Genomic DNA, 13,823 nt, shown 5'->3' with positions numbered 1-13,823 from the left:
ACGCGCTATCCTCTCAACTCCCCGCGTAAACTCTGTGCATTCAAGTACAAAGCAAGATTTGCAGCACCTCTCTTCTTCTTTACTTCCGCTCGGCAAGACTACTCAGTCAACTCTTCACTGTCAAGCAGTTTTATCACTACCCTGCTGGCTTATTTACTCCACTGCAGTTGTTTTTTTTACATAAATCTTTTACATAAATCATCAAACAATTCGAATAACAAATCTAATTAAATTGTAAGAGAGGATGCATTGTGATAGCAGATATGACGGTATAAGAATGTTCAAATGCGCGGATGTCAAATGCATTTTTTCTTTATTACTTAAATCAGGCCATAGCTTTTATGGCTGCTGATAAACGACTTTTTTGTCTCGCAGCCTTATTCTTGTGAATAATGCCTTTATCAGCAATGGAATCCACCGTACTGACAGTTTGATTAAAAATAGTTTGAGCCCCACTTTTATCGCCCGTTTCTATAGCTTTTCTGACATGTTTGATAGCTGTACGAAGCTTTGAACGCAAACTGATATTATGCTCACGCCGCTTAACTGCCTGTCTTGCTCTTTTTCTTGCTTGAGGACTATTTGCCATAAAAAATTCTTAACTCCTTTACAATTTAACGTGTTTTCTTTTCTTCCTGCTTACTATCTTGCTACATTCTAAATAGGAAGAAATCGATATAGTGATTTATTTACAAAATTACAAAAATTATTTAAAACCGGTCAATTTTACTTTTTAATAGAAATGAAAGCAATTTTTTGTATTTTGGTTTAATTGCTTATCAAATTTCATTCGATCACTTGACATAAGTGTACAAAAAAATGATGAGGGGATTTTTGTTACCAGGAGGGTTGTTTTTAACGAGTTGTTAAAAACTATCAGTCTTAGCGTTGCAGTATCAATCCGATCCACTGTCACGTTAGCGATCTGTTTCTTAATCCGATGCGTCAAGATGTGTACGATTCATGCTGTGGAGGCGGGGGTCGGAATCGAACCGGCGTAGACGGCTTTGCAGGCCGCTGCATAACCACTCTGCCACCCCGCCATTGTAATATTCTAGAACACAAATATTAATTGAAAACGCGAAATAAAAATCTTCATTCTTAAAAACATGGAGCGGGAAACGAGGCTCGAACTCGCGACCCCAACCTTGGCAAGGTTGTGCTCTACCACTGAGCTATTCCCGCAATAAGTACAATCAGAAGTTTCCTTTACGGAAAAGTAAACGTCCAAAAGACAAGCGGTGCATTATAGAGATCTTGTTCTTTTTGTCAAGACGTGGCGCTTTCGTTTTATTTAATGTGCGTGCTAATTATGTTACAAAGTGGTAGTGACAAAGTTATAGATGATATTTGGAAAGAATTTTCACGAATCCAAAAATCACCGGCTTAAGCCGGTGATTTACTCATAACTTTTCAGTTGTTTCGGTTGAAGACGAATTATTTAATTTAAATTTTGCTTTATCTATCTGATCAGGAGCATTGTCAGGTTTTGTAAACATCTTCTGATTTACCTGTTCCTGAGCAATTCTTTTATGATGAGCGGCTTTAGCTAGATTAACTTCTACAGCTTTTTCATAATTGTAGATTCTGCGCGCAACACGTTTTTTTATACGTTGTCCATTTCTACCTAAATAACTGGTACTGGGCTTGTTTTTAAGTATCTCTTTTTGTTCTTGCGCTTTAACCCGCATTTCTTTGGCTAATTTTTCATGATTTTTTGCCAGTACTGTGTGATTTAAATCTTTCTTACTGTTTTGAGTAGCAAATTTTATTTCACCTTCTTGCACAGATGTAAGCTTCGTCATAGGTGCACAAGCAGCAAGCAGAACAATCATGGAAAAGGCCAAAAAATATCTTCCTGTTTCTGTTTTCATAAAAAATATCTCCAATTAATTCAGAACACATGCATATAGTAGCCAAGCTAGAACTATCTGAATATTAGGGAAACTATTGTTTTATGCTAGGTAAAACCATTAGCTGGTGCGACAAAAGCCAGTGCCTGATTAACTTTATCTATATGTGAATTGCAAAATATGACGGGAATGTGTGCTTAAAAGTCGGTCGGTCTGTTATGGAATAAACTACGAACAAATTTCAAACTTAATTTGTATAAAAGTGGCATGGGTATGGTGTACGCATTTTACTGTTGCTCCTCCGAAATCCAGCGTGTGGCAAAACGAATCAGATCGGCACTATCTCTCAAATTTAATTTGGTACGTATATTAAAGCGATGGGTCTCTATCGTTTTAATGCTACGTTTTAACAGATCAGCAATTTCCTGGCTGCTGTGACCTGATCCGATTAAATGTAATACTTCAAATTCACTAGGGGTAAGGCTATTGATCAATGGCTCTGGCTCCGAAGCACCGGTCACAATTCGGTTGAGCAATTTTACATGCATTTTTTCACTTAAATAAACATTACCCTGTAAGACTGTACGAATCGCAGACACCAACACTTCTCCTGGTTCTTGCTTCATGACATAGCCGCGCGCTCCGGCACGCAATGCACGTTCTGCATAAATTGCTTCATCGTGCATGGAAACAAAAAGTACAGGCAATTCAGGATTATAAACATGTATGGTTTTGATTACCTCGAAACCGGAAATTGTTTTAAGTGTTACATCCAGCAAAACAATATCAATGTGATTTTTTTTCTTGAGCAAAGCCAATGCTTCTTCACCATCACCAGCCTCTGCAATTACTTCCATATCAGGCTCCAAGTTGATGAGCATTGCCATCCCCTGCCGCATCATAGGATGATCATCCACCAACATGATTTGCGCCTTTGATTCAGACATATTAAACCATTCGCATTTCTAAACAGACTTGCGCACCACCTTCAGCAGGCGAAAGAAATTTCAGCTTTGCTCCCAATTGCTTGGCACGATACTGCATAATTTTGATACCCATTCCTTGCGTTTCTCCGTGTTTTGTTTCGACAGCAAAACCGCAACCATCATCGCATATCGATAAAAACAGGTTTTTTCCCTTAATTTTTAGGGATAGAGACAAATGTTGCGCACCGCCATGCCGTATTGCATTGTTGGCAGCTTCTTGCGCAATGCGATATATATTAAGTGCAATATTTTTATCGTTGATTTTGATCTCATTATCACATAAAAAATCACAAGTTATCGAATAAGTCGTTGCAATTCTTGTTGCTAGTTTTTCTAATGCCGCTATCAAGCCATTCGCCTCCAGCTCAAATGGAAGCAATCCTTGTGCAAGTTGTTTGATTTGTATTACAGCAGTTTGTACTTGCGCCGCAATGGAAGCTGCGACTGTTGCCATATCCTGATTTCCAGAGGCAGCTATTTTTTTCTCCAGGGCTCTTGCCTGATAGCCTATAGCGGCAATCTGCTGTCCAAGGTTATCATGCAACTCCTGTCCAATCGTATGCGCTTGTTCTTCAGCTACAAAAACGAGTGTTTGTTCCAAGCGTTTACGTTCAAGCCAGCTTTCCAGATCACTGGCAATAGCATTAACCAGTTTCTGTTCTTCAGGCACCAGATACGGTTTGTCTTCAGGGTAGAATACACGTAATTGACCACAGGTCTTCCCGTTAACGTTGATCTCAACGTAACAAGTACATGCAGAATCACGATCTGTGCGCCAGGGGCCCCGAATCTCGTGAGTGATATTTTTCTTTGATTTGAACGGAGAAACAAGTCGGCCTTCGACATATTCCCCAGATGTAAATCGCCAGTCGTTTATCTCGATTACAGCACTTGCAATTTCAGGAAACTGCACGGCCGGTATCAGATTTTCAAAAATATTTTGACATACATTGTCTATTGATAATTCCAGCCCCATGCCGCGTCGGATGCCATAAAGACAGGTAATTTCCTTCAGACGCTCGCGCAGCGCCTCGTCAACCTGCTTACGTTCAAGCCATCTCGAAAAATCAACGGTTATGGCACCAATGAGCCTTTTTTCTTCCAGTATCAGAAACGGCTGGTCCTCGGGATAGCTCACGGTTAAAGAACCGCAAATCTTGTCATTAATACTAATATTGGATCGTATAACCGACCCAATGATGTCCCCTTGTTTATAGCAATCAAAACATACTTTGCTCTTACGATTAATCTCGGAAAAAATCTGGTTTGCAGAATACTGATAATATTTCGGGGAAGTGAATTGTTTACCGTTTAATTCAATTGTAACAATAGCGATCTCAGGAAATTGCAATGCTGGTATCAGATACCCAAAGATATTCTGACAAACTTCATCAACCGATAACTCCAAACCCATATTCCGGCGAATTTCATATAGACAGGTAATTTCCTTAAGCCGTATATGCAATAGTTCATCAACCTGTTTACGTTCGAGCCATCTAGCCAGATCGCTGGTAATGGCGTCAATCAATCTTTGTTCTTCCAGTATCAAAAAAGGTTTGTTTACAGGATAAAGTACACTGAGTTGTCCACATACATTACCGTTTACTTCAATGTTAGATTTCAATTTATGTGTCGGATCACGGACTGGCTCATGATTAAAGCTCTTGGAAGTAAGTATTTTTCCATCTATTTCTATCACGACAGAAGCACTTTCGGGATATTGCATTGCCGGAATAAGGTAATTGAAGATTTGATTGCAGACATTCTCTACCGACAATTCTATTCCTATACTACGCCGTATTTCATGAAGGCAGGTAATTTCCTTCAGACGCTCGCGCAGTTCTGATTCCTTAAGACCCAATTCAACAGAATACTGTTCTGCTTTTTCTTTAGCGTTTTGCGCTTCTCTTTCAGAATTTATCAGTTTTCGTATGAACCAGTTCAACAACAGTATTTCAGCAATTATCAGTCCAGCAAGATACAAAATGATAATTTTTAATTCTTCAGCTACCGGTCTTAATAATTCTGCTTCGTCCAGCTTTAGAATCATGCCCATTCCGGTAGCATCAAGTGGTGCATAAGCCTCGATAACCTGAATTTGCCGGTAATCTTTAACAGCAATAACACCACTCTTGCCATTGAGCGCTTGATCCATCGGCAACACACCTCCTTCAACCACGCGCTTCAAGTATTTGAATTTAACACCATCAACCTGGCTTATCAGGCATGCCATTTTCTGACTAATGTCATTGGGCGGCGCACACAACATAAACGTCCCGGTTTCACCAATTGTTCTGATTTCATTAAAACTGCGCGTCAGTTGAGGCAAGGTGCTTTCAGTTGTAATGCTGCCGATACGCTGTCCATCTTGGTCAAATACTGCTTTACTGGTGTGCAGGATAAATTCTTCATCCCAGATTAAGAAAGTATCGCTTTTCTTATTCAACCATAACGACTGAGATTGATTTTCCGAAAATTGGCCTGCTGCGGACAATTTGTTACCCTTTTTGTCGTAGACAATCGCCGCTGAAAAGCCTGTTTGGGTGAGTGAATGGACATTGCGTTCCAAGTCACTGAGCGCTCTGTTACTGTACGGTTGAACATTCAACTGCTGTATAGACTGGATCATAAAAGGACGCATAGCCAAGGCGTGCGTGTCAGACAAACCTTTTTCTATCTGGCTCTCGAGCAAATGTCCTTTCCCTTGCAGCGCCACGGCCAATCCTCTCCCTAGTGATGATGCAATCTGTTGATGCATCACACTATAAACTGCCACACCCGTAATCAAGGTGAGTCCCATTAATAATAAGCCACCAATAATGATGATTTTGTGATTATCAGGTGTTAGAAACAAATCTGTATTCCTTGTTCTGGCAGTTTTCTTGTTGTTTCAGTCATTGAATTTGAACAAATTGCGCTTTTAAAGCAACTGTTCAAAAAATGCATGGCACGTATATTCGCAACAAATAACGATTGAAAGACTCTTGAAAACCAATTTGGTTGCAACACCTGCCACAATAGCCATTTTCAGCAATTGGCTAAAACACAGTTAACAGCTTTTTTCCAACCGTCATAAAGTGTCCGTCTTTTATTTTTGGATATCTGTGGCTGGAAACGATGGGCGCATACCCAGTTTTTGGAAATTTCTTCCAGATCAGTTAAAAGCCCGCATTGCAATCCCGCCAGTGCTGCTGCACCCCAGGCCGTACTTTCCATAACCGCGGGGATTTCAACAGTTTTATCCAGCATATCTGCCAGAAACTGGCACACAAATGCATTGCCTGTCAAGCCACCGTCAATGCGCAGTATCTCTGTAAGATTCATATTTCCGCATTCAGCCTCCATGACATTGATCAGATCCCGGCTTTGGTATCCCTGCGCTTCCAAGGCAGCACGAACAATATGAGCGCCGTTACTCTCACGGCTAATTCCCATAATAGCGCCACGTGCATTCGGTTTCCAGTATGGTGCACCCAACCCGGTAAAAGCCGGCACAAAATAAACTTCATTACTATCAGTTACAGACAGCGCTATCGCCTCACTTTGTGATGCATCCACCAACAACCCGAGATTGTCGCGCAGCCACTGAATTGCAGCACCTGCCGAGAAAATAGAACCTTCCAGTGCGTAACAGGCATTATTGCCAATACGATAACCTATCGTTGTCAATAACTTGTGTTTTGAAATTTTGAAATCCGAACCTGCATTCATCAACGCAAAACAACCAGTACCATAAGTGGCTTTGATCATTCCTGGTTCCAAGCAACCCTGGCCTATCATTGCAGCATGCTGATCCCCTGCCATGCCACCGATTACATAAGCTGCACCAAGTAAATCCACTTTTGTTTCACCAAAAAAAGCAACATTTTCTTTAACCTCCGGCAACAAGGTGACAGGAATATTGAAAATGTTAAGCAAGTCTTCGTCCCATTGTAGGGTAGAAATGTTAAACAGCATGGTCCTGGATGCATTGGTCACATCGGTTGCATGCACCGTGCCTTTCGTCAGTTTCCACAGCAAAAATGTATCTATCGTGCCGAATACCAGGTCCCCTTTTTCAGCGCGCGCCCTCGACCCTTCAATATTGTCCAGTATCCACGCAATTTTAGTCGCCGAAAAATAAGGATCAATAATCAACCCTGTTTTCTCTATAATGCTTTTTTCATGGCCTGAATCTTTCAGCTTTGCACAATGATCTACTGTTCTGCGATCTTGCCAGACAATTGCATTATAAACAGGTTCTCCAGTATTTCGATCCCAGATCAAGGTAGTTTCACGTTGGTTTGTAATACCAATACCCGCGACTTGGATGCCACTTAACTGTGCATCAGCAATGACAGCACGACTGACCGATAAAGTATCATGCCAAAGATCATCCGGTCGTTGCTCCACCCAGCCTTTATGAGGATAATACAAATTACTTTCTTTTTGCTTGCTTGATAGTATTTTACCTGTAACTGAAAACAAAATGGCACGCGTGCTGGTTGTTCCCTGATCAATGGCAAGCAACGCTCTGTTATGCGTTAAATTCATGTGTTTTGATGATTGCAATAGGAAATGTAAGCGGCCAACTGCTAAAAAGTTGTGTTATCAATCTGGTTTTTTATCGATATCCGACATCAGGTATTTGACAAGCAACGCCAAGCAAAATGGAAGAGTACTTAAGCCCGTTATCATATAATGTTCAGCTGTAAACTGATCGCCCTCATCCATAATAATATAGCCAAAAAAAACCGTAACGGGCGTCAATATTGCAAGTATCTGGATCAATAAAAAGAAACGTTTCATAGCATATAATTCCTTAGTTTCGCTGTTTCGTTAAATTTTGACTTACTGCTTTATTCTGTGCAATAAGTCCAGTTTCGCACAAACGCTAATTTGATAAAATCTTAATTTCTATTCATTCGAAGCACAATAGTATAATTAGCCGGGTTAAAATAAGCGGAAACAAGATTAAAATACCTTGTAGTGAGCTTTTATTATGTCAGAAGTGATTATAGTCATTACCAATTTTCCGGATAAGAAAAGCGCAGCTGCATTTGCGCAAACATTAATTGATGAACGCCAAGCGGCTTGTGTCAACATTTTGAGTGCATGTACATCCTTTTATCGATGGCAGAATACAATGGAGTCCTCTGAAGAATTTCCGGTTTTCATTAAAACCCAAAAAAAACATTATAATCGGGTAGAAGAACTCATCAATATCATGCATCCTTATGAACTACCCGAAGTAATTATTGTCCCTGTAATCGGTGGGTTACCCGCTTATTTGCAATGGATAAATACTGAAACTTCATAAAAAAAGCTGATAAAGCCATAATTACATGCGTTTATTTCCAATTTTATTACTGTTTTTTTCACTGACAAGCACCAATGCGCTTGCTCAAGAAAGTGGTTCCTTCAGTTTATTCAATAAATTACAGGAACTTGGTATCAATCTAGGTTCAAAGAATACACAGGAATTACTGCCACCTGATGAAGCATTCAAGATATCGTTGGAAGTTCGCGATGCGAAAACTCTGATTGCCAAATTCATCCCTGCGAAAGACTATTATTTATATCGCGACAAAATTGCATTTGAACCACAGGAAACTGAGACTTTTATTGAGAAAGTGACGTTACCCCAAGGTAAAATGAAAGAAGATCTGACTTTCGGATATGTCGAAGTCTATTACGAACCTTTCCAGGCAATTATTTCGTTAAAACGGGAAGCAGCAACCAATGAACAGCCGCTGACACTCGCCGCAACCTACCAGGGTTGTAATGAGCCAATTGGTGTCTGTTATGCACCGATCAAAAAAGATTTTGATCTGACATTACCCGCGATGCAGGCGATTGATGCTGTTGCGAATGCTGTCAGTGGGCAAGTAGCAGCGGCGCCTTATGATTCCGCAAATGAACTTTTTCAAATGCCACCGGCGTCATCGACACGTGCGCCTGTTATAGAGACCGAGGCCTATAAAATAGACCGTATGTTTGAAACCGGTAATTTCTGGCTGATTCTGAGTGGATTTTTTGGCATTGGCTTACTGCTCGCTTTTACACCTTGTGTTTTCCCGATGTTTCCCATTTTATCCGGCATTATCGCCAGAAAAGGCACTCAATTAACCAAAAGCCAGGGCTTTGTTCTGGCATTGGCTTATGTACTGGGCATGGCAATTACCTATGCCATTGCCGGCGTTATCGCAGGGCTGTCAGGCACAATGCTGTCTGCTGCACTGCAGAATGCCTGGGTTCTGGGTACATTTGCATTCATTTTTATATTACTCTCTTTTTCAATGTTTGGTTTCTATGAATTGCAAATACCAGGCAGCATTCAAAGTAAACTTTCATCTGAAGCCGGACATTTTCGAGGCGGTCATTTAACCAGCGTCTTTGGCATGGGTGCTTTGTCGGCACTGATTATCGGCCCCTGCGTAGCAGCCCCACTTGCTGGTGCACTACTTTATATCAGCCAAACAAAAGATATTGTGCTGGGCGGTTCAGCACTCTTTGTGATGGCATTGGGCATGGGTGTGCCGTTATTATTGCTTGGCGCTTCTGCCGGCGCTTTATTACCTAAAGCCGGACCGTGGATGGAGTCAATCAAGCAGTTCTTTGGCGTGCTGCTATTGGCTGTCGCAATCTGGCTGATCTCTCCGGTTGTCAATGAAGTCGTACATATGTTGTTATGGGCGGCATTACTCATTATCTCGGCCATTTACCTGCATGCAATAGACCCCTTGCCGGAACGTGCTACTGGCTTTAGAAAGTTTCTCAAAGGTGTGGGGGTTATCGCTTTGCTGGTCGGTGTGGCATTATTAGTCGGGGTTTTATCGGGCAGTCGCGATGTGCTGCAACCTTTGTCCAAGTTCAATATCGTTTCTTCAGATACCATGCGCGGTGGAGAAATGGACCATAATTCAAATGGTCATATTCCTTTTCAGCGGGTTAAGACCATTGCCGAGTTGGAGGCGCATATTAACCAAGCCAAAAACAACAATCAATATGTTATGGTGGATTTTTACGCCGACTGGTGTATTTCCTGCAAGGAAATGGAACGCTTCACGCTTTCTAATGACAAAGTGAAAGCCAAGCTGAAAAACGTTGTTCTTCTTCAGGTTGATGTCACGCATGGTACAGCGGATGACGCCGCCCTACTAAAACGGTTTAATCTCTTCGGGCCGCCCGGCATTTTATTTATTGATCGTCAAGGCCATGAAATATCAGATGTCCGGGTTATCGGCTTTCTAAATAAAAATGATTTTCTGACTGTTTTAAATGCGGTGCTGACCTAATATACTATTTTCAAATCAAACTCCACACTCATCATGCCGGAAAAATCCTGGCATGAATGGAAATAGAAAACCATAAACGAAAATATACGCACTGATTGTATTTTATTGTATTTGAATATCACAATCAGTTAAATACTGTTTTTCTTAAGGATACGTCAATGCCAAAACTGAGCCAAATCATCTTATTCATCGCTGCAGCCATTGTTGCTCTGTCGGCCGGTGTATGGCTGCGCGCGCATTTTATGGACAGTCCCCAACCGCCATTATCTGAAGAAACAAGCAAACAAGGTGCACAAGCTATTTTATCGGCGAGTCTTCCCGATATTGAAGGCGTTACCCAAACCGTTTCGCAATGGCAAGGAAATGTGATCGTGGTTAATTTTTGGGCAACCTGGTGTACACCCTGCCGGGAAGAAATTCCTGAATTCATTGAACTGCAAAATCAATATGGGCATCAGGGCTTAATTTTCGTCGGCATCGCCATTGACCGGGAAGACAAAGTCGTTCCATACAGTCAGGAATTTGAAATTAATTACCCTGTTTTAGTCGGAGGCCTAGGGGCAATGGCGCTTGCTGAAGCCGCAGGCAACCAAATGTCGGTATTACCTTATACTGTTGTCTTTGATAGACAGGGAAATATTACCGATACATTTTTAGGCCGTGTCCATAAGAAAACATTGGAAAAATCTATTATGCCATTACTGCAAAATTATTCAGAAAATGCAGCACAAGTCGGCCTGCGATGAACATTAGCGTTTTTAAATATCCGATTTAACCGCCCATATCAGGCATAAAACCATGCCACTTGCCGATGTTGTACTGATTATGCATTTTTTTTATGTGCTGTTTGTTGTCGGCAGTCTGCCGTTAATTTGGATTGGCGCTTATTTCAAACACTCATTTGTCAGAAATCCCTTGTTCCGCTATCTTCATCTGGCGGCGATATTGTTTGTCGTTATTGAATCCTTGTTGGGCGTTGTTTGTCCACTCACTGCGCTTGAAAATTCGCTGCGGCAGGTTGAAACAGAAAGTAGTTTTATCCAACACTGGGTGCATCAGATCCTGTTTTATAGTTTTCCAGAGTATGTCTTTACGACGATATATATCGCTTTTGCAAGCCTGGTTGCGGCCACATTCAAATGGATACCACCACAGAGCCGTTAGTAACTCCTGGAATTTAATTTGAGCTTTCAGTTTTCCCAAGCATCGGAGAGATCATTTCCTCAATAGACGGCTCAAAGTTTTCCTCATCAAAGGCCGTATCGCCGCCTTCATAGGGATTATTTTGCGTTTTCAGGTTTCTGAAATCAAATTTTGCGGTATCGGCCAAATGGGATAACTGAATGTTCTGTATTGATCTGAACATAGTTTCCAGCCTGCCAGGAAAGCGTTTATCCCATATTTGCAACATTTCCTTGATGACCTGTCGTTGAAGATTCGGTTGCGATCCACACAAGTTACATGGAATTATGGGAAAATCAGCGGTCTGTGCATAAGTTGCAATATCTTTTTCCTTACAATATGCCAACGGGCGAATAACAATATGCCGACCGTCATCACTGACCAGTTTGGGCGGCATAGCCTTGAGTTTACCGCCATAAAACATATTCAAAAAAAGGGTTTCGAGGATATCATCACGATGATGACCCAATGCAATTTTAGTTGCGCCCAACTCACTGGCCACACGATATAAAACACCCCGGCGTAGACGTGAACATAAGCTGCATGTTGTTTTGCCTTCAGCGATAACACGTTTGACGACACTATAGGTATCCTGTTCAATGATACGATAAGGCACTCCAATTTTACTCAGATAGCCCGGCAGCACCTCAACTGGAAAACCTGGCTGTTTCTGATCCAGATTCACGGCGATCAATTCAAAGTGCAAAGGCGCGTGTGCTTTCAAGCTCAACAGAATATCCAGTAACGCATAACTGTCCTTGCCTCCAGACAAGCAAACCATAATACGATCACCTGCTTCGATCATATTGTAATCCGTAATGGCCGTACCTACCTGGCGTCTTAATCGTTTTTGAAGTTTGTTGGCGTTATAACGTACTTTCTTATCTAGCATTATCAGGAATGATTTGTAGTAGGTGCAGTATAATATATAAAATAACAGGAACAATTTAGCATTGACCCATTCTAATGTTGGGCTGATAAAAAAGTTCCAGACGAATTCATGGGGAAATTGTAATGATCAAATCCGTACTGATTATACCACTGGTGATATTGATCTTGTTTTCAACCAATACTTTTGCAAATAAACCACATGCGGCGTTAACTATGCAAGACAGCGTTGGCGAGCCGGGTGATGCGAGCAAGGTCACGCGCATTGTCAAACTGACGCAGGTTGATTACATGTTTTTGCCCAATGAGATATGGGTAACTCAAGGAGAAACAATCAGCTTTGTCGTAAAAAACCGCGGTGATCATCGACATGAAATGTTTATTGGAACCAAGAAAGATCTTAAAAAAGCCGTTAAAATGAGACGCATGTTCCCTGATGAAGACCATTTAGAACCCGGTCTGATTATATTGGAGCCGGGCGAACAAAAAGAAGTTATATGGTACTTTGATCAGGCAGGGACGGTTGAATTTATCTGCCCCTTGCCTGGTCATTCCAAGGGCATGCGTGGAATAATTTATGTGGAGAAGAAATGAAAACACTGATATCTATCCTGTTAACCTGTTCAATTATAACTACAGGCCTATTGGTCATTGTCCCGCAGGCAATGGCTACAACAACTGTTGAAGTTTATAAAAGCCCGACATGCGGCTGCTGCTCTAAATGGGTCGACCATATGCGTGATCATGGCTTTAACGTAGTTACCAAAGACGTCGGTAACAAAGAAATACGAAAAAAAGTTGGCATGTCTGAAACGCTTGGGTCTTGTCATACGGCTTTGGTCAACGGTTACGTGATGGAAGGTCATATACCGGCACCCGATATTATCCGTTTTCTCAAAGAAAAACCGGACGCACTCGGACTAGCCGTGCCCGATATGCCTCATGGCTCCCCTGGCATGGAAGGACGTCGCAGCGATCCATACAATGTACTTAAGGTGAATGCGCCCGGTGATACGCGTAGAGATGCCGAAATTTATAACCGTTACGACCCTTATGCTACAAAATCCGTAACACCGGCACCTGCATCCGCACCTGAAACGAAGACCGACCCAGCAGGCGCTTCTTCTATTATGCGTTTAAATAATTAGCGTCTATTCATCACATCATGCCAACCCGTTTCTTACTGTTGATATGCAGTATTTTAGTAATCACCGGTTGTGATGAGAGCACGCAATCTGAATCGCGCTCGCTTAAAGATATTCTAAACCGGGATACAGGATTGATCGTCAGAAATTTTGATACTGATCAGATAAAACGAGGCGAAAGTGTTTTTCAGATTAACTGCGAAGGCTGCCATGGGAAAAATGCCGAAGGAACAGTTGACTGGCGCAAACCTAACGCAGATGGAAAATTTCCACCCCCGCCATTGAATGGTACTGCGCATGCATGGCACCATTCGACGGCAGTGTTGAAAAAAACAATTCTGAAAGGCGGCCCGCCTGAAATCAGTGCCATGCCTGCTTGGGAAGGTATCCTGACCGAACAGCAGGTGGATGATGTCGTGGTATGGATTAAATCCTTATGGCCGGATGAAATTTATGCTACCTGGTATCAAAACTTTGAAGACAAATAAATAC

The 13,823-nt window shown here is 41.7% G+C and carries 14 protein-coding genes and 2 tRNA genes; 7 read left to right on the top strand and 9 right to left on the bottom strand.

Annotation, left to right across the window (positions count from 1 at the left end; translation table 11 throughout):
- Nucleotides 1-325: 325 nt before the first annotated feature.
- The 8 genes from rpsT to C8R11_RS10745 all read right to left on the bottom strand — a co-directional run bounded on the left by rpsT (nucleotide 326) and on the right by C8R11_RS10745 (nucleotide 7,627).
- A complete protein-coding gene (gene rpsT / locus C8R11_RS10780; protein WP_090698323.1) occupies nucleotides 326-589 on the bottom strand; it encodes a 30S ribosomal protein S20 in 264 nt (87 codons plus the stop codon).
- A 380-nt stretch (nucleotides 590-969) separates the two neighbouring features.
- Nucleotides 970-1,043: transfer RNA gene (locus C8R11_RS10775), tRNA-Cys, on the bottom strand.
- A 67-nt stretch (nucleotides 1,044-1,110) separates the two neighbouring features.
- Nucleotides 1,111-1,185: transfer RNA gene (locus C8R11_RS10770), tRNA-Gly, on the bottom strand.
- 218 nt (nucleotides 1,186-1,403) lie between these two features.
- On the bottom strand, nucleotides 1,404-1,874 hold the full coding sequence (locus C8R11_RS10765; protein WP_107795696.1) for a hypothetical protein: 471 nt from the start codon (nucleotides 1,872-1,874) through the stop codon (nucleotides 1,404-1,406).
- Nucleotides 1,875-2,140: 266 nt separating this feature from the next.
- Nucleotides 2,141-2,800, bottom strand: coding sequence for a response regulator transcription factor (locus C8R11_RS10760; RefSeq protein WP_107795695.1), 660 nt, complete (start codon nucleotides 2,798-2,800; stop codon nucleotides 2,141-2,143).
- Between the two features lies 1 nt (nucleotide 2,801).
- Nucleotides 2,802-5,693 (bottom strand): ATP-binding protein, encoded by a 2,892-nt coding sequence (locus C8R11_RS10755; RefSeq protein ID WP_244907634.1) that lies wholly within the window; start codon nucleotides 5,691-5,693, stop codon nucleotides 2,802-2,804.
- Between the two features lie 173 nt (nucleotides 5,694-5,866).
- A complete protein-coding gene (gene glpK / locus C8R11_RS10750; RefSeq protein ID WP_107795694.1) occupies nucleotides 5,867-7,372 on the bottom strand; it encodes a glycerol kinase GlpK in 1,506 nt (501 codons plus the stop codon).
- 57 nt (nucleotides 7,373-7,429) lie between these two features.
- Nucleotides 7,430-7,627, bottom strand: a complete 198-nt coding sequence (locus C8R11_RS10745; protein ID WP_090698330.1) for a hypothetical protein — start codon at nucleotides 7,625-7,627, stop codon at nucleotides 7,430-7,432.
- A 193-nt stretch (nucleotides 7,628-7,820) separates the two neighbouring features.
- Between C8R11_RS10745 and cutA the strand changes: the two genes are divergently transcribed.
- The 4 genes from cutA (at nucleotide 7,821) to C8R11_RS10725 (ending at nucleotide 11,280) form a co-directional block, all read left to right on the top strand.
- Nucleotides 7,821-8,138: a divalent-cation tolerance protein CutA gene (gene cutA / locus C8R11_RS10740; protein WP_107795693.1), complete on the top strand. Its 318-nt coding sequence runs from the start codon at nucleotides 7,821-7,823 to the stop codon at nucleotides 8,136-8,138.
- A 25-nt stretch (nucleotides 8,139-8,163) separates the two neighbouring features.
- Nucleotides 8,164-10,116, top strand: a complete 1,953-nt coding sequence (dsbD, locus tag C8R11_RS10735; RefSeq protein WP_107795692.1) for a protein-disulfide reductase DsbD — start codon at nucleotides 8,164-8,166, stop codon at nucleotides 10,114-10,116.
- Nucleotides 10,117-10,274: 158 nt separating this feature from the next.
- Entirely contained in the window at nucleotides 10,275-10,862 is a 588-nt protein-coding gene (locus C8R11_RS10730; protein ID WP_107795691.1) for a TlpA family protein disulfide reductase, read from the top strand.
- Between the two features lie 52 nt (nucleotides 10,863-10,914).
- Nucleotides 10,915-11,280 (top strand): DUF2784 domain-containing protein, encoded by a 366-nt coding sequence (locus tag C8R11_RS10725; protein WP_107795690.1) that lies wholly within the window; start codon nucleotides 10,915-10,917, stop codon nucleotides 11,278-11,280.
- A 13-nt stretch (nucleotides 11,281-11,293) separates the two neighbouring features.
- Here the strand turns inward: C8R11_RS10725 and ttcA are convergent, their stop codons facing one another.
- Nucleotides 11,294-12,190: a tRNA 2-thiocytidine(32) synthetase TtcA gene (gene ttcA, locus C8R11_RS10720; RefSeq protein WP_107795689.1), complete on the bottom strand. Its 897-nt coding sequence runs from the start codon at nucleotides 12,188-12,190 to the stop codon at nucleotides 11,294-11,296.
- Nucleotides 12,191-12,312: 122 nt separating this feature from the next.
- On the opposite strand from ttcA, the gene C8R11_RS10715 reads away from it, so the two are divergent.
- The 3 genes from C8R11_RS10715 to C8R11_RS10705 are packed head-to-tail and all read left to right on the top strand — an operon-like array spanning nucleotide 12,313 to nucleotide 13,819.
- A complete protein-coding gene (locus C8R11_RS10715) occupies nucleotides 12,313-12,780 on the top strand; it encodes a cupredoxin domain-containing protein (protein WP_107795688.1) in 468 nt (155 codons plus the stop codon).
- The gene (locus C8R11_RS10710; protein ID WP_107795687.1) at nucleotides 12,777-13,334 is read left to right on the top strand and encodes a DUF411 domain-containing protein; all 558 of its coding nucleotides are present in this window, start codon (nucleotides 12,777-12,779) and stop codon (nucleotides 13,332-13,334) included. Before C8R11_RS10715 ends, C8R11_RS10710 begins: the two co-directional genes overlap by 4 nt.
- Nucleotides 13,335-13,351: 17 nt before the next feature.
- Entirely contained in the window at nucleotides 13,352-13,819 is a 468-nt protein-coding gene (locus tag C8R11_RS10705) for a c-type cytochrome (RefSeq protein WP_107795686.1), read from the top strand.
- The last annotated feature ends 4 nt before the right edge of the window (nucleotides 13,820-13,823 follow it).

This window comes from Nitrosomonas aestuarii (assembly GCF_003046585.1).
Taxonomy (GTDB): Bacteria; Pseudomonadota; Gammaproteobacteria; order Burkholderiales; family Nitrosomonadaceae; genus Nitrosomonas; species Nitrosomonas aestuarii.
This window is presented reverse-complemented; position numbering and strand designations above follow the sequence as displayed.

Coding starts and splice junctions, on each gene's coding strand:
- rpsT (WP_090698323.1), bottom strand. CDS start 589: ATGGCAAATAGTCCTCAAGCAAGAAAAAGAGCAAGACAGGCAGTTAAG.
- C8R11_RS10765 (WP_107795696.1), bottom strand. CDS start 1,874: ATGAAAACAGAAACAGGAAGATATTTTTTGGCCTTTTCCATGATTGTT.
- C8R11_RS10760 (WP_107795695.1), bottom strand. CDS start 2,800: ATGTCTGAATCAAAGGCGCAAATCATGTTGGTGGATGATCATCCTATG.
- glpK (WP_107795694.1), bottom strand. CDS start 7,372: ATGAATTTAACGCATAACAGAGCGTTGCTTGCCATTGATCAGGGAACA.
- C8R11_RS10745 (WP_090698330.1), bottom strand. CDS start 7,627: ATGAAACGTTTCTTTTTATTGATCCAGATACTTGCAATATTGACGCCC.
- cutA (WP_107795693.1), top strand. CDS start 7,821: ATGTCAGAAGTGATTATAGTCATTACCAATTTTCCGGATAAGAAAAGC.
- dsbD (WP_107795692.1), top strand. CDS start 8,164: ATGCGTTTATTTCCAATTTTATTACTGTTTTTTTCACTGACAAGCACC.
- C8R11_RS10730 (WP_107795691.1), top strand. CDS start 10,275: ATGCCAAAACTGAGCCAAATCATCTTATTCATCGCTGCAGCCATTGTT.
- C8R11_RS10725 (WP_107795690.1), top strand. CDS start 10,915: ATGCCACTTGCCGATGTTGTACTGATTATGCATTTTTTTTATGTGCTG.
- ttcA (WP_107795689.1), bottom strand. CDS start 12,190: ATGCTAGATAAGAAAGTACGTTATAACGCCAACAAACTTCAAAAACGA.
- C8R11_RS10715 (WP_107795688.1), top strand. CDS start 12,313: ATGATCAAATCCGTACTGATTATACCACTGGTGATATTGATCTTGTTT.
- C8R11_RS10710 (WP_107795687.1), top strand. CDS start 12,777: ATGAAAACACTGATATCTATCCTGTTAACCTGTTCAATTATAACTACA.
- C8R11_RS10705 (WP_107795686.1), top strand. CDS start 13,352: ATGCCAACCCGTTTCTTACTGTTGATATGCAGTATTTTAGTAATCACC.